Source organism: Streptomyces sp. NPDC014861 (genome assembly GCF_043081625.1).
Lineage (GTDB): Bacteria > Actinomycetota > Actinomycetes > Streptomycetales > Streptomycetaceae > Streptomyces.
On sequence record NZ_JBIBWV010000020.1, the window covers coordinates 1 to 15118 of the forward strand.

Genomic DNA, 15118 nt, shown 5'->3' on the forward strand with positions numbered 1-15118 from the left:
GCGCGGTTGTGGTCGTTGATCGGGCTGACGCCGCCGAAGAGGAAGTAGTGCTGCCCCACTTCCTTGAGCCGCTCCTTGGGGATGCCGCGGCCGCGTGTCACGTTCTCCAGGAACGGGACGACGTCGTCCGGGCCCTCGGGGCCGCCGAAGGAGAGCAGCAGCAGGGCGTCGTACGGGGCGGGATCGTGCTGATCGGACATGGCACCGATCCTGCCACCCGCCGGCGGCGGCCCGTGGCGCGGCCCGTGCGGATTCGGGGGTGACCGGGCGGCTTCGAACCCTTAGGCTTTAGCTGTTAATTACACGTGTTGACCGCCGTGCGCGGACGGCACGCCGCGTCGCACAGCCGGAGAACCCCTTGGCCAGTCCCTACCGCGCGATCTTCTCGGCGCCCGGTACCACCTCGTTCTCCGTGGCCGGCTTCCTGGGCCGGATGCCGCTCTCCATGATGGGCATCGGCATCGTCACGATGATCTCCCAGGTCACCGGCCGGTACGGCCTGGCCGGAGCGCTCTCGGCGACCCTGGCGATGTCCGCCGCCGTGCTCGGCCCGCAGGTCTCCCGTCTCGTCGACCGGTACGGGCAGCGCCGGGTGCTCCGCCCGGTCACCCTGATCTCCCTCGTCGCCGCCGCCGGGCTGCTGCTCTGCGTGCAGCAGAAGGCGCCGGACTGGACGCTCTTCGCCTTCACCGCGGTGATCGGCGTCGTGCCGAGCGTCGGGGCCATGACGCGGGCCCGCTGGGCGGGCATCTACCGGGGGGACGCGCGGTCGCTGCACACCGCGTACTCGTGGGAGTCGATCGTCGACGAGGTGTGCTTCATCTTCGGCCCGATCATCTCGATCGGCCTGTCGACCACGTGGTTCCCCGAGGCCGGCCCGCTGCTGGCCGGCGTCTTCCTCGCCATCGGCGTCTTCTGGCTGACCGCGCAGCGGGACACCGAGCCGGCGCCGCACCCGCAGTCCTCCGTGAAGACCCCGTCGGCGCTCCGCTCCCCCGGCCTCCAGGTCCTCGCCCTGGCCTTCGTCGCCACCGGCGCGATCTTCGGCTCGGTGGACGTGGTGACCGTCGCCTTCGCCGAGGAGAGCGGCCGGAAGGCCGCCGCCAGCCTGGTCCTCGCCGTCTACGCGCTGGGTTCCTGCCTGGCCGGCGCGGTCTTCGGACTGCTGCACCTCAAGGGCGATCCGTCCCGCCGCTGGCTGCTGGGCGTCTGTGCGATGGCCGTGAGTATGATCCCCCTCCTACTGGCCGGGAACCTGCCGTTGCTGGCCGTGGCGCTCTTTGTCGCGGGCCTCTCCATCGCGCCGACGATGGTGACCACGATGGCCCTCGTCGAGAAGCACGTACCGCACACCCAGCTCACCGAGGGCATGACCTGGACCGGCACCGGACTCGCGGTCGGTGTCGCGCTCGGCTCCTCGGCCGCCGGCTGGGTGGTCGACGCCTCGGGGGCGGAGTCGGCGTACGTGGTGCCCGTCGTCTCGGGCGCGCTCGCGGTCGTGGTGGCGGTGCTCGGCCACCGCCGGCTGCGCACGCCGGCGTCGGACCGGGAGGGGCGAGATGAGCACGTGGACAGCGGGACCGGGGAGCGCCAGGACGGCGGGCAGCCCGTGGCGTAACTGGGCGGGGAACGTCACCTCCCGCCCGGTCCGGGAGGTGAGCCCGGCGTCGGCCGAGGAACTGGCCGCCGAGATCCGCCGGGCCGCCCGGGACGGACTGCGGGTGAAGACCGTCGGCACCGGCCACTCCTTCACCTCGATCGCGGCCACCGACGGCGTCCTGGTCCGCCCGGACCTGCTCACCGGGATCCGGCGGATCGACCGCGCGGCGATGACCGTGACGGTGGCGTCGGGCACTCCGCTGAAGCGGCTCAACGTGGCGCTGGCCCGGGAGGGACTGTCGCTCGCCAACATGGGCGACATCATGGAGCAGACGGTCGCCGGGGCCGTCTCCACCGGCACCCACGGCACCGGCCGCGACTCCGCCTCGATCGCGGCCCAGATCCGCGCCCTGGAGCTGGTGACGGCCGACGGGACTCTGCTGACCTGCTCCGAGAAGGAGAATCCGGAGGTCTTCGCGGCGGCCCGGATCGGCCTGGGCGCGCTCGGTGTGGTGACCTCGATCACCTTCGCCGTCGAGCCGGTCTTCCTGCTCACCGCGCGTGAGGAGCCGATGCGCTTCGACCGGGTGATCGCCGACTTCGACGAGCTGCACGCGGAGAACGAGCACTTCGAGTTCTACTGGTTCCCCCACACGGACAACTGCAACACCAAGCGCAACAACCGCAGCGCCGGACCCGCCGCCCCGCTGCCCCGCCTCGGCGGCTGGTTCGAGGACGAGTTCCTCTCCAACGGGGTGTTCCAGGCGGCCTGCTCGCTCGGCCGCGCGGTGCCGCCGGCCATCCCGGCGATCGCCCGGATCTCCAGCCGCGCGCTGTCGGCACGTACGTACACCGACATCCCGTACAAGGTCTTCACCTCCCCGCGCCGGGTCCGCTTCCTGGAGATGGAGTACGCGCTGCCGCGGGAGGCCGCGACGGCCGCGCTGCGCGAGCTGAAGGCGATGGTGGAGCGCTCGCCGCTGAAGGTGAGCTTCCCGGTGGAGGTGCGTACCGCGCCCGCCGACGACATCGCGCTCTCCACCGCCTCCGGCCGGGAGACGGCCTACATCGCCGTGCACCTCTACCGGGGGACGCCCCACCGCGGGTACTTCACCGCGGTGGAGCGCATCATGACCGCCCACGGGGGCCGGCCGCACTGGGGGAAGGTCCACACCCGGGACGCCGCGTACCTCGCGGAGGCCTATCCGCGCTTCGCCGAGTTCACGGCCCTGCGCGACCGGCTCGACCCGGACCGCCGCTTCGGCAACGACCACCTGCGGCGGGTCCTGGGCGACTGACGGACGGTCACCCGGCGCCGGCGCCGCTCGGGGCGGTGGGCGCGTCCTGGGGGGCCTGCCCGGTGGCGGGGGTCTCGGTGGGGGCGGGCGGCGTCACCGGGGCCGTCGGGCCCGTCGTCGGCTCCGTGGGCCCCACCGGCTCCACCGGCTCCTGCGTCGGGGTCGTGCCGCCGTCGGCGGAGCCGCTCGGGTCCGGGGTGGGTCCGGTCGCGGGGTCGCCGCCCGGCGTGCCCGTCCCGGGGTCGGGGGTGGTGCCGGTGGACGGGGTGCCCGCGTCCGTGCCACCCCCCTCCTCGGCGTCCTGCCCGGCGGAACCGGTCGGCGCGGGCGTCCGCGGCTCCTGGCCACGCTCCTGGTCCTGCTGCTGGTCCCGCTCCTGCCGCCGCCGCTCCTCGGGGGCGTCCTGCCCGCCGCCGTCCCCGCCACCGCGGACCACCGAGCCGAAGGTGGTGGTGCCCTTGGTGCCGCTGAAGTCCTCGCCGGAGACCAGCTCGTAGGTGGTGATGCCGCCCATGGTGACGCCGAAGACGAGCGCGGCGGCCAGCATCGGGCGCCTCCAGCCGCGCAGCCGGGTGCCGTGCGTGGTGGCCGTGCCGAAGTCCTCGTCGTACGGGAACGGCGCCGCGGGTCCGGTGACGGTGCCCAGCATCAGGGTGTGCCGGTCACCGGCCGGCGGCGCCTGGCGGGCGGACGGGTCCGGTGAGGTCGACGGGACCTGACGCGCCCTCGGCTTGGCGGCGGTCGCGTCCCGCACCTGCTCGCCCGTGCGGGAGAACAGGAGCTGGAAGAGCGGGCCGCCGCAGGTGGCGATGACACTGATCACGCCCGCGCCCAGGATCGTCCCGTAGACGCCGAGGGTGGAGGCGAGTTTGGCGGCGATCACCGCGGCGAGGGCGCTGCCGGCCACCTGAGGCACGCTCAGGTCGACCTTCCGCTTCTTCTCCGGGCCGGTTTCCGGGGCCTCGCCACCGGGCTCCGGCGCCCGTATCTCCGGCTCGTCCGTGTCGGTCGGCTGCCTGTGACGCATCTCCACCCTCTGCCTGGTCATCTGTTCCACCGTGCACCCAGAAGGGACATATGAGCGAAGCGAATAGTTCCGGTTCAGGGGGTTCTGTGAAGAGTGCCACGCGGGAGGAATGAGGGTGGGGGCCCAACTCCCGCGCACCCCGAGAAGTTGGGCGGCGCGCCGGTCCACCCGAGTGGCCCGAATGGAGTACATTGACGAACCCTGGGCCCGGACGCCTTCCGGGGCGCCCGGGAACGGAACCGCTACCCAGTGTGACTTCCAGTCACTCCGGGTAGTGAACAGGTAACCGTGCCATAACGGCGGACCGGGGTCCACGCCCGACACGCCGGGCAACTCGGCAAGGTAGTGGCAGGCTGCACCCGGGCAGGCCACACTCGACTAGCGGAAGCAGCGACGCACGTGACGTCGGCAGGCACCACCCGGGAGGTCCCCATGCCCGAACTGCGTGTCGTGGCCGTCTCCAACGACGGCACACGACTGGTGCTCAAGGCTGCCGACAGCACGGAGTACACGCTTCCGATCGACGAGCGGCTCCGGGCCGCCGTGCGCAACGACCGCGCGCGCCTCGGGCAGATCGAGATCGAGGTCGAGAGCCACCTCCGCCCCCGCGACATCCAGGCCCGGATACGAGCCGGTGCCTCCGCCGAGGAGGTCGCCCAGCTCGCCGGCATCCCCGTCGACCGCGTCCGCCGCTTCGAGGGCCCCGTGCTCGCCGAGCGCGCCTTCATGGCCGAGCGCGCCCGGAAGACCCCGGTGCGCAGGCCCGGCGAGAACAGCGGGCCCCAGCTCGGCGAGGCGGTGCAGGAGCGGCTGCTGCTGCGCGGCGCCGACAAGGACACCGTGCAGTGGGATTCCTGGCGGCGCGACGACGGCACCTGGGAGGTGCTGCTCGTCTACCGGGTCGCCGGCGAGGTGCACACCGCCAGCTGGACGTACGACCCGCCGCGTCGGCTCGTCCAGGCCGTGGACGACGAGGCGCGGGCGCTGATCGGCGAGACCGACGACACCCTCGCCGCCGCGCCGGAGCCGAGCTTCCCCTTCGTACCGAGGATCGCCCGGCTGCCCCGGGACCGGCCGCTGGACCGCGCCCTGGACCGGCAGCTCGACCGGATCGCCCCGGCCCCGCCGCCGGAGCACGAGGAGGAGCGGGACTCGCTCACCAGCCTCCTGGAGGCGGTGCCGAGCTTCCGCGGCGACCTGGTGGTCCCGGAGCAGCCCGACGGCGAGCCCTCCGACGAGGTCGAGGCGGAGGAGCCCCCGGCTCCCGCCGCCTCCGCCGGGGCGGGCGCCGCCTACGCCGACGTCCTCATGCCCCGCTCCGTCTCCGGCCACCGCGACCGGCTGCACGGCGCCACCGACCGGCAGGCGGAGGCCGACGGCGTCCGTCCGGGCCGCCGCGCGGCCGTCCCCAGCTGGGACGAGATCGTCTTCGGGACGCGCAGGAAGAAGCAGGACTGACGCCGACGGCGTACGGAGGGGCCCGCACCGGGCGAACCGGTGCGGGCCCCTCCGCGTCCGCCTACCGGGGGTCGGGTCCCGTGGCCACCGGGCGGGAAGGGTCCGAGGACCATTCCGACCAGGAGCCGGCGTAGAGGGCCGCGGGGATGCCGGCCAGCTCCAGGGCCAGCACCTCGTGGGCGCCGGAGACGCCGGAACCGCAGTACACGCCGACCTCCTCCGCCTCCGTCGCGCCCAGCGCGGCGAACCGGTCGCGGAGCGCGCCGGCCGCCAGGAAGAGGCCGTCCGCGGCCGTGTTCTCCGTCGTCGGGGCCGAGTGGGCGCCCGGGATGTGGCCGCCGACCCGGTCGATGGGCTCCACGTCACCCCGGTACCGCTCGGCGGCCCGGGCGTCCAGGAGCAGCCCCGAGCGGGCCAGGGCCGCCGCCTCGTCCGCGTCGAGCACCCGCAGCGCGCCCGGCTTCGGCGTGAAGTCGCCCGGCTCCGGCTCCGGCACCTCCGCCGACAGCTCCCCCGGCCAGCCGGCCAGGCCCCCGTCCAGCACCCGCACGTCCGGGTGCCCGGTCCAGCGCAGCAGCCACCAGGCGCGGGCGGCGCCCCAGCCGAGCCCGCCGTCGTAGACCACCACCGGGCGGTCGGCGCGGACGCCCGCCCGGCGCATGACCGCCCCGAAGGCCTCCGGGTCGGGCAGCGGGTGCCGGCCGCCCTCCCCGGGCGGACCGGCCAGTTCGGTGTCGAGGTCCACGTAGACGGCGCCGGGCAGATGGCCGGCCTCGTATTCCGGGCGGCCGGGCGGGCCCCCGAGGGTCCAGCGCACGTCCAGGAGGACCGGCGGCCGGGCTCCCGCCGACTCGCTCACGAGTTCCCTTGCGGAGATGATGGGCTTCATGGGGCCATCCTCGCGCAGCCATGCCCGCGCGGAGGGCGGACCCGGCGTCCTCCCGCAGGATCGCGCCAGAGGGTGCGACCGGGGCGCGCCGTGCGCGGTCCGGCACAACCACCGGCGGCGGGGCACGGCGACCATCAGGGCCGAGGAGAGAGTGACCATGACCGAGGCGGCGCGGCGCAGCCCGGGAACACCCTGCTGGGTGAGTCTGATGGTGCACGGGATCGAGGCGACGCAGCAGTTCTACCAGGCACTCTTCGGCTGGGACTTCGTCCCGGGACCGCAGCAGCTCGGCCCGTACGTCCGGGCGCTGCTGGGCGGGAAGGAGGTCGCCGGCATCGGGCAACTGCCCCCGGACCGGCACCTGAACATCGCCTGGACCACCTACCTCGCCACGCCGGACGCCGACGAGACCGCCGAGTCCATCCGCTGCTGCGGCGGGACGGTCGCGGTGGGCCCGCTGGACGCGGGCGAGGCGGGCCGCATGGTCGTCTGCGCCGACCCGGCGGGCGCGGTCTTCGGCGTCTGGCAGGCGGAGGCCCACCACGGCACCGCGCTCGCGGGACCGCCCGGGACCCCGGTGTGGAACGAACTGCTCACGTACGAGACGGCCACGGTCGGCAAGTTCTACCGGACGGTCTTCGGGTACGAGGTCGAGCCGGTGGGCTCGGCCGACCTCGACTACGCCACCCTGCACGTGCGGGGGCGCCCGGTCGCCTCGCTGCACGGCGTGGGCGAGGACCTGCCCCGGGACCGGGGTCCGCACTGGATGACGTACTTCGAGGTGGAGGACGTGGACGCGGCGGCGAAGCTGGTCGCGGAGCTGGGCGGCAAGGTGCTGCGGCCGCCCCGGGAGGCCACGGCCGGACGGCTCGCCCTGGTCGCGGATCCGGAGGGCGCGGTGTTCACCCTCGTGAGGTCCCGCGACCGTTGACGCCGACGCGTCCCGAAGGTGTCAGCGGCGGCCCCGGACCAGGCCGCGGCGGCGCGGCGCGGGAGCGGCCGAGGCGGGTGCGGCGCCCGGGAGGCCCAGCTGGGTGAGGCGTGTCGTGCCGAAGTGGTGGGCGACCGCCGGATCGGCGTGGTGGGCCGCCAGGTACAGCTCGGTCTCGGCCCGCAGGCCGGGATGGGCCTTGTGCCGCATGCAGTAGCCGACCGCCCGCACGAGCGGGGCGAGCGAGTCGGGGGCCGCGCCGGGCACGGCCGGCTCCTCCTCGCCGTCCAGCGCGGGGACGAGGTGGTCGACCACGGTGAGCGGGATCCGGTTGCTGTTCTCGAAGGGGGTCAGCCGTTCGAGGAGGTCCTCGGTGCCGACCCGGGCGACGGGCACCCCGTAGTAGACGGCGGCGGTGAGCATCGCCGTGGAGAAGCAGCCGACGACGAGCCGCAGCTCGCAGCGCTCGTAGAAGGTCTCGGCGAGCAGCGGCACGTCGAGGACGGTGAGCCGGACGCCGGCCTCCTCGGCGGCCTCCTGGAGGACGGTCGAATAGCCGGCGGGGGCGGTGGGGTGCGGTTTGAAGACGATCGAGGTGTGGCCGAGGGCGGCGGCGCCGCGGAGCATCCGGACGTGCGTCTGCTCCTCCTCCTCGAAGGTGAGGAGGCCGAGCGCGGCGAGGTACTGGCCAAGGAGGAGCGCGGTGGGCCGGGCGGCCACGGCGGCGGCGACCGCGGGGTCGTCCCCGGCGTCGGCGGCGATCTCGGCGAGGACCGCGCGGAAGGCGGCGTCGGGCACCAGTTCGGAGCGGATGCCGTACTCGGTGAGGAGCATCGGGGTCAGGCCGGGCACCAGGTCGAGGTGGAGGAGCCGGCGGATCCGGCAGGCGAGGGACTGGGCGACGTCCGTACGGGTGGGGCCGTAGCTCATCAGCCCGTCGGCGTACACCTCGACCGAGCTCTCCGCGAAGCAGGCGCCGAGCGCCTTGGCCGGGTTGACCTGGATGGACTCCACGATCAGGTCGACGCGGGCGGTGCCGAGGTCCCAGGCGGTGCGCAGCACCCGCTGCCAGAGCGGGGCCTCCTCGGGGCGGGGGGCCCAGGCGGCCGGGTGGTACGGGTGGATCGTCCGGTTCCAGTCGAGGACGCCGTCGAAGCGGGCGGCGATCCGCGCGTAGCCGGTCATGCTCTCCAGGCGGAGCGCTGTCTCGGGGATCTCGGCGTTGTGCGAGAGCAGCAGGAGGCGGCGGGCGTCTCCGGGGGCGCCGTACAGGCCGGCGTCGACGGCCGCGGCGACGGTCGCGGCGCCGTAGAGGGTGGAGACCTGGAAGATCTGGACCGGGAGCGGGCCCGTGGCCGTGTCGGTGGTCATGGTCAGAGGGTCCTTCCGGTCTCGCGCAGGTTCCGCAGAAGGGTGGCGCGGGGGGTGTCCATGGTGGCGAGGGTCTCTTCGAGGACGTCCTGGTCCATGCGGAGGAGGGCGTCGGCGACGTCGGTGCGCAGCCGTGCGGCGACCTCGGGCTCGTACTTCCCGGCCTTGTTCACGTGGAAGGCGATCATGGCGCAGTAGGTGCGCACGGCCTTCGGGAGGAAGCGGGCGGCGTCGCGGTCCCGGGAGACCTCCGCCAGGAGGAGGTCGTAGGAGGGGATGAAGTCCAGCTGGCGGTTGTCGCTGATCTGGGTGAGCGAGGTGGTGACGCCCCGGCGGTAGAAGACACCGTGCAGGGAGAGGGCGGCGTAGGTGCGGGCCTTGAGGTGGAGGCGCCAGACCCAGAGCCGGTCCTCCGCGGTGCGCAGCTTGGTCTCGAAGCGGGACTCGCCGTTCTCGAAGAGCGTGCGGCCGTAGACGCCGAAGGGGACGAAGGGGTAGTCGACCATCGTGATCATGCTGGCCGGGGCGATGCCGTCGCGGGGGTCCATGACGGCGTCGCGGACCTTGGCGGGGGCGTACTTGACGTGCCGCTTGCGTCCTTCGGCGAGGACGTGGTCGGTGCGGGCGAAGTCGACGCCCAGGCGCTCGATGCCGTCGACGGCGGCGCGGAGGTGGCCGGGGGCGTACCAGTCGTCGCCGTCGAGGAAGGTGAGGTAGTCGCCGGTGGCGGCGTCGATGCCGGTGTTGCGGGCCTGGGCGACGCCGAGGTTGGTCTCGTGGCGGATGACCCGGGCGTTCGGGATCCGGTCCTGCCAGCGGTCGAGGACGTCCGGGGTCTCGTCGGTGGAGCAGTCGTCGATCAGCAGGAACTCGAAGTCCGGGTCCGCGTTGCGGGCGAGGCTGCGCACGGTGTCGGGGGCGTACGGCCCGACGTTGTGGAAGGGGACGACGACGGAGAGTTTGGGCACGCGGTGAATCCCCACACTGGATCGGAGGCGGACACGGATGGAATCGGGGGTGTCTTCGGGCTGTCAGGCGCCGGTACGGCGGGCAGCGTAATCGGCGCCCTGGCCGCTCGAACGAGCCTCGCGTGGACGGCCGGTGAACTCTTGTCGTCCCTCGTGCGAACCGTCCTCCGAGCGGCGTGCGCTGCGCCGGGCTCGCCGGGCGAGGAGGGCGGTGGCGAGCAGCGCGAGGAGCGCGGCGCTGCCGGCCGCGGCGCCGAGCCGGACGCCGGGCGGCCGGAAGGAGCAGCTCACGCGGGTCGCGCGGCCGTCGAGGGGGACGGCGAGCAGGCCCCGGTGGGAGCGGGCGGAGACGGGTTCGGCGTCGCCCGCGGCGCACCGCCAGCCGGTGGCGCGGGGGACGGCGACGACGGCGACCCCGGTGCTGCCGGGCGGCAGTTCGGCGTTGAGGGAGTGGCCGGTGGCGGTGACGCGGGTGGCGCCGGCGGCGGTGAGCCGGGTCACGGCGGTGGCGAGGCGGGCGCGGTCGAGGCAGCCGACGGACTGCCGGGGCAGGGTGATCTCCCGCTCGGCGGCCAGGTCGATGCGGATGTCGCCGCCGGGCGGGACGGTGCCGAGGGCCCGCATGGCGGCGCGGACGGCCGGCGGCCGTCCGTCGAAGTCGGCGGGGGCGGCGCCCGCGAGGGCGGCGGTGCCCTTGTACTCGGGCGCCCAGAACCAGAGCTCGGCGCCGGCCGGGCAGCGGGCCGTGAGCGTGGTGCCGGCGCGGCGGACGGCGGGCAGGGTGTAGACGGAGGAGCCGAGGAGGAGTTCCTGGTTGCGGAAGGCGGACTCCTCGGGGTCGACGCGGGCGTCTCCCGAGGGATGGACGGTGACGAGCGGCGGTACGGGGGTGGCGGCGGCGGTCGCGGTGCCGTCGGGCGCGGCGTCCTGGCGTACCGGCCCGGTGGCCTCGGAGCGGATCCGGGTGCCGATCGAGAAGATCGCGTCGGTGACGGGGTTGTCGAGGGTCTCGGGGTGCCGTCCCTTGGCGTAGTGGCCGAAGCCGAGGGAGTCCAGGGTCCGCGAGGTGTTCTCGGTGGTGAGGCTGGAGTAGGCGTCGGCGCCCTCGCCGCCGAGGAGCAGCGGTTCGTTGCCGCCGGGCAGCGGGCCCGGGTCGGTGCGGTACGCCGGCCAGGCGTCGGCGCGGGCCACCTCGGCGGCCACCGCCCGCTGCCAGGGACCGATCCGGGGCGACCAGGCGACGTCGGCGCGCTGCTGCCGCTCGACGCGCATCCCGCTGACGGCCGTCTCGCCGGCCTGCGCGGCGAGCAGCAGGAGGGCGGCGGCGAGGGGCAGCACGCGGGAGGCGGGCGACGGGCGGGCGGCTGGTGTTCCATCGGCTGGTGGGCTGTCGGCTGATGGGCTGTCCGCTGGTGTTTCGCCAGCGGGTGGGCTGTCGGCTGGTGGGCTGTCCGCTGGTGTTCCGCCGGCCGGTGGGCTGCCGGCCGGTTCGCCGGGGGCTTGCGCGCGGGCGGCTCGGAGGGCGAGGAGCGCGGCGGCGAGGGCGAGCAGGGCGGCGGCAGCGGTGGCGGGGTAGGTCCAGGCGTCGATGTCGGAGCTGCCTCGGGCGGCGAGGGCGAATGCCCCGACGAGGGCGGCGGCGCCGAGGAGCGCGGCCGGGCGGGGCGGTCCGGGGGCGGCGGAGAGCCAGGCCGCGACGAGGAGCAGGCCGCACAGGACGAAGGTCTGGCGGTAGGGGTTGCCGTTGGGCGAGGCGCCCGCGTGCCAGAGCAGGTGGGTGGGCCCCCACTGGAGGGAGAGCGTCACCAGGACGATCAGCGCCGACCAGCCGAGCCGGACGCGGGGGGCGACGGCCCGGTTGAAGGGCAGGGTGAGGGCGAGGAGGAGGGCGGGGGTGCCGATGAAGAGGGCCGGCGTGTCCACGTTGGCGGTGGCCGGCAGGAGGCGGCCGAGCAGTTCGCCCCAGGAGGCGGGCGCGAAGACGGTCTCGGGGGTCGGGTCGGCGTACTTCGTGCCCCGGAAGACGACGAGGACGAGCGGGGCGGCGAGCCCGATGCCGACGCCGACGGTCCACGCGGCGCGGAGCAGGGTGCCGGGCCACCGGCGCGGGGGCCCCTCCGGGTCCACGGTGAACAGCCGGACGGCGAGGAAGAGCGCCGCGCCGAGGGTCGCCATGTAGGCGGTGTAGAAGTTGGCGATCCAGGCGACGGCGACGACCAGCGGGCCGAGGACGGGGCGGCGTCCGGTCCTGGCCCACTCCGCGACCAGGCAGAGCAGCGGGAAGGCGATGAGCCCGTCCAGCCACATGGGCACGGAGGCGCCGTGGTTGAAGGTCCAGCCGGAGAGCGCGTACGCGGCCCCGAGGAGGGCGGCGAGCGGCCAGGGGCCGGGGCGGCCGGCGGGCCGGAGCCGGACGAGCAGGGCCGCCATCGCCGCCCCCGCCGCGGCGATCTTGAGCGCGGTGATGACGTACAGAGCCAGTTCCGGCCGGTCGGCCGGGAAGAGGACGACGAGCAGCGAGAAGGGGCTGCTCAGGTAGGTGCCGATGTCGCCGAGGAAGTTCGCGCCGAAGCCGGAGTTCCAGTTGAGGTAGGCGTCGCCGTGGGTGTCGCCGAGCAGGAAGGCGCGCCAGTAGGCGTGGTACGGCAGGTACTGCTGGCCCAGGTCGACGACGTTCCGGGTGTACGGGCCGAGCGGGTGGCTGCGGGCGAGCGCGGTCGCCAGCGCGAAGACGGCCGCGGTGAGCAGGCCGGCGCCGGCCGGGGCGAGCAGCAGCGGGTTCCGCGTCGGGCGGGGGCCGCCCCGTGCCCCGTCCCGGTCGGGTGCGGGCACGGGTGTGGCGGGGGGTGGCACGGGTCCTCCAGGGAGCACGGGGCTCTCGTCGTTCACCCGCGGCGATCGCACGGCGGGACGAACCCATTACTCCTGGTTCGGGCGACCCGAAGTGGATCACTCGGCGATGCCCCGGCGGCCTGGAGGTGAACACCCGGTGTCACCGCATGGAGGGGCCGCGACCCGCCTTGGGGTCCGCTCCCGGTGGACCGCCTCAGGCGGGCGTGACCGGCAGCACGTCCGGCGACAGGGAGGCGGCCCGGCTGCTGGCGCTCGTCATCCGGCGGCGGTGGTGGCGACGGCACAGCACCTCGTACCCGACGACCTCCGCCGCGGTGTTCACGTCGCCGACGACGACCTGCTCGCCCTCGACGACCATGTGGCCGCCGACCGTCCTGGCGTTGTGGGTGGCGCGGGCGCCGCACCAGCACAGTGCCTCGACCTGGAGCTGCTCGATCCGGTCGGCGAGCTCGATCAGGCGCTGCGAGCCGGGGAAGAGCTTGGTGCGGAAATCGGTCGTGATCCCGAAGGCGTACACGTCGAGCCCGAGGTCGTCGACGATCCTCGCGAGCTGGTCGATCTGGGCCGGGGCGAGGAACTGCGCCTCGTCGACGATCACGTAGTCGGCCTTGCCGCCCTGGGAGAGCTGGTCGACCAGATACGCGTAGACGTCCATGCCCTCCGGCGCCTCGACGGCCTCGGTCACCAGGCCGAGCCGCGAGGAGAGCTTGCCGGTGCCCGCCCGGTCGTCCCGGGTGAAGATCACGCCCTGGAGGCCGCGCGCGTCACGGTTGTGGGCGATCTGGAGAGCCAGTGTGCTCTTTCCGCAGTCCATCGTTCCGGAGAAGAACACCAGCTCGGGCATGACGGGTCGGGGACCTTTCGGGTCGGGGTGCGGGACGGTGGGGCGGGGAGGGTCAGGGACGGACTTCGAGGAGCGGCACGTACTGCTCGGCGGGGGTCATCGACCCGTGCATGCCGGCCATCCGGGTCTCCAGCGGCTCGCCGACGGAGGCGACGAGGGCGACGTCCTCGTGGGCGGCGGCGACGACGTCGCCGATCCGGCCGTACACCCGCTCGTCCACCGTGTCGCCGAACCAGCCGAGGGCGATGGCCTCGTCGCGGCCGGCCACCCAGAACTGCTCGCCGAGGACCTCGCGCCAGCAGGTGAGGACGTCGGCCTCGGCGCCGGGGACGGCGTAGACGTGCCGGGCGCGCCCCTCGCCGCCGAGGAGGGCGACGCCGGCGCGCAGCTCCCAGTCCTCGTCGACGTCGATGCGGTGCTCCTCGTCGAAGGGGACGTCGACCATGCCGTGGTCGGCGGTGACGTAGAGCGCCGAGTGGGCGGGCAGTTGCTCGGCGAGCCGCTGGACCAGGCGGTCGACCAGCATGAGCTGGCCGCGCCAGGCGTCGGAGTCGAGGCCGAAGCGGTGCCCGGCGCCGTCGAGTTCGCTGTAGTACGTGTAGACCAGCGAGCGGTCGCCGGCGGCCAGCTGCTCGGCGGCGAGGTCCATGCGCTCGTCGCCGGAGAGGCGGCCGTGGAAGGTCCCGCCGCTGAGCGCGATCTGGGTGAGCGGGGTCTGCTCGAAGATCGGCGAGGACACCTGCGCGGTGTGGATCCCGGCCTCGTGGGCGAGCTGGAAGACCGTCGGGTACGGCTGCCAGGCCTTCGGCGGGGTCCAGGGGCGCCACTTGAGCTGGTTCATCAGCTCGCCGGTCTCCGGGTTGCGGATGGTGTAGCCGCCGAGGCCGTGGGTGCCGGGGGCGCGGCCGGTGCCGACGGAGGCCAGCGAGGTCGCGGTGGTGGCGGGGAAGCCGGCGGTGATCGGCCGGCCGGTGCCGCCGCGCGAGGAGCCGAGCAGCGAGGTGAGGTAGGGGGCCTCGTCCGGGTGGGCCTTGATCTGCTCCCAGCCGAGCCCGTCCACGAGGAAGACGCAGACGCGGTCGGCGGGGGCCAGCTCGGTGATCCGCGGGTCGAAGCCGGGCACGCCCTGGCCCGCGACGAGGGTGGGCAGCAGGTCGGCGAGGGATCCGGAGCCGTACTCGGGGACCGGGGCGGTCTCCGGGGCGAGCGGGACCGGCTCGTCGGGCCAGCCGTGGGCGACGGAGGTCGGCTGCGCCATCAGCGGCCGGCCGTCGGGGCGGTCGCGGCGGTGGCCTCGGAGAGCGCCTGGGCGAAGGTGAGGGTCTGCCGGACGGTGTCGGGGCCGTCGCCGGCCTCGCTGACCCGCAGGCTGAGGTCGTCGGCGGTGGCGTTGCCGGTGTAGCCGTGGTCGGCGTCGCAGTTCGGGTCGCCGCAGGCGGCGGGCTCCAGGTCGATCCGGGAGACGGCGCCCCAGCCGATGGTGAGGACGACCTCGCGGGGCACGGTGCCGGGGGTGTACGACTCCGGGTTGGCGACGACCCGGCTGACCACGACCGACGAGATCCGGTCGAGCTTCACGGACTCGGTGGACGTGGTGGCGTACGGGCTCGGGGAGCTGCTGTCGGCGGCCTGCTCGTCGGTGTGGCTGACGATGAAGCGGCTCGGGGTCAGCACGAGGACGGTGACGTGGCGCCGGACCTCGTTGGCGTCGAAGGTGGTCTCCTGGTGGACCACGTACGACGCGACGTCCTCGCCGCCGACGGCGGCCTCCACCGCCTCGGCCACGAGTGCCGGGTAGTAGCCGCTGCGCTCGATCGCCGCGCGCAGCCCCTGGGTCGTCGTACCGGTCTTCGCCATGGACTCCATCCTACGGGGCTGCG

General features: G+C 74.4%; 13 protein-coding genes. 4 read left to right on the forward strand and 9 right to left on the reverse strand.

The window, feature by feature from the left end; genetic code table 11:
* On the reverse strand, positions 1–200 hold a 200-nt coding region (locus ACF1BN_RS28910; protein ID WP_392334534.1), incomplete at its 3' end, for a ferrochelatase.
* Positions 201–358: 158 nt separating this feature from the next.
* Between ACF1BN_RS28910 and ACF1BN_RS28915 the strand changes: the two genes are divergently transcribed.
* Together ACF1BN_RS28915 and ACF1BN_RS28920 are read left to right on the forward strand one after the other, a co-directional pair.
* A complete protein-coding gene (locus tag ACF1BN_RS28915; protein WP_392334535.1) occupies positions 359–1618 on the forward strand; it encodes an MFS transporter in 1260 nt (419 codons plus the stop codon).
* Positions 1560–2897: a D-arabinono-1,4-lactone oxidase gene (locus ACF1BN_RS28920; protein WP_392334536.1), complete on the forward strand. Its 1338-nt coding sequence runs from the start codon at positions 1560–1562 to the stop codon at positions 2895–2897. The genes ACF1BN_RS28915 and ACF1BN_RS28920 overlap by 59 nt, the downstream gene beginning before the upstream one ends.
* A 7-nt stretch (positions 2898–2904) precedes the next feature.
* Here the strand turns inward: ACF1BN_RS28920 and ACF1BN_RS28925 are convergent, their stop codons facing one another.
* The gene (locus tag ACF1BN_RS28925) at positions 2905–3945 is read right to left on the reverse strand and encodes a hypothetical protein (RefSeq protein WP_392334537.1); all 1041 of its coding nucleotides are present in this window, start codon (positions 3943–3945) and stop codon (positions 2905–2907) included.
* 378 nt (positions 3946–4323) lie between these two features.
* On the opposite strand from ACF1BN_RS28925, the gene sepH reads away from it, so the two are divergent.
* Complete coding sequence (gene sepH, locus ACF1BN_RS28930) at positions 4324–5382, forward strand: septation protein SepH (RefSeq protein ID WP_392334538.1); 1059 nt, start codon at positions 4324–4326, stop codon at positions 5380–5382.
* Between the two features lie 61 nt (positions 5383–5443).
* Here the strand turns inward: sepH and ACF1BN_RS28935 are convergent, their stop codons facing one another.
* Positions 5444–6271, reverse strand: a complete 828-nt coding sequence (locus tag ACF1BN_RS28935; protein ID WP_392334539.1) for a sulfurtransferase — start codon at positions 6269–6271, stop codon at positions 5444–5446.
* Positions 6272–6428: 157 nt separating this feature from the next.
* On the opposite strand from ACF1BN_RS28935, the gene ACF1BN_RS28940 reads away from it, so the two are divergent.
* Positions 6429–7202 (forward strand): VOC family protein, encoded by a 774-nt coding sequence (locus ACF1BN_RS28940; RefSeq protein WP_392334540.1) that lies wholly within the window; start codon positions 6429–6431, stop codon positions 7200–7202.
* A 21-nt stretch (positions 7203–7223) separates the two neighbouring features.
* On the opposite strand, the gene ACF1BN_RS28945 is transcribed toward ACF1BN_RS28940, so the two are convergent.
* The 6 genes from ACF1BN_RS28945 to ACF1BN_RS28970 all read right to left on the reverse strand — a co-directional run bounded on the left by ACF1BN_RS28945 (position 7224) and on the right by ACF1BN_RS28970 (position 15095).
* Complete coding sequence (locus tag ACF1BN_RS28945) at positions 7224–8573, reverse strand: polysialyltransferase family glycosyltransferase (RefSeq protein WP_392334541.1); 1350 nt, start codon at positions 8571–8573, stop codon at positions 7224–7226.
* Between the two features lie 2 nt (positions 8574–8575).
* Complete coding sequence (locus ACF1BN_RS28950) at positions 8576–9541, reverse strand: glycosyltransferase family 2 protein (protein WP_392334542.1); 966 nt, start codon at positions 9539–9541, stop codon at positions 8576–8578.
* A gap of 63 nt (positions 9542–9604) precedes the next feature.
* The gene (locus tag ACF1BN_RS28955; protein ID WP_392334543.1) at positions 9605–12394 is read right to left on the reverse strand and encodes a YfhO family protein; all 2790 of its coding nucleotides are present in this window, start codon (positions 12392–12394) and stop codon (positions 9605–9607) included.
* A gap of 193 nt (positions 12395–12587) precedes the next feature.
* Complete coding sequence (locus ACF1BN_RS28960) at positions 12588–13238, reverse strand: thymidine kinase (protein ID WP_189851994.1); 651 nt, start codon at positions 13236–13238, stop codon at positions 12588–12590.
* A 52-nt stretch (positions 13239–13290) separates the two neighbouring features.
* The gene (locus ACF1BN_RS28965; protein ID WP_392334544.1) at positions 13291–14496 is read right to left on the reverse strand and encodes an alkaline phosphatase family protein; all 1206 of its coding nucleotides are present in this window, start codon (positions 14494–14496) and stop codon (positions 13291–13293) included.
* Positions 14496–15095 carry a DUF5998 family protein gene (locus ACF1BN_RS28970; protein WP_392334545.1) on the reverse strand — a complete coding sequence of 200 codons (600 nt, stop codon included), beginning with the start codon at positions 15093–15095 and terminating at the stop codon, positions 14496–14498. The genes ACF1BN_RS28965 and ACF1BN_RS28970 overlap by 1 nt, the downstream gene beginning before the upstream one ends.
* Positions 15096–15118 lie beyond the last annotated feature (23 nt).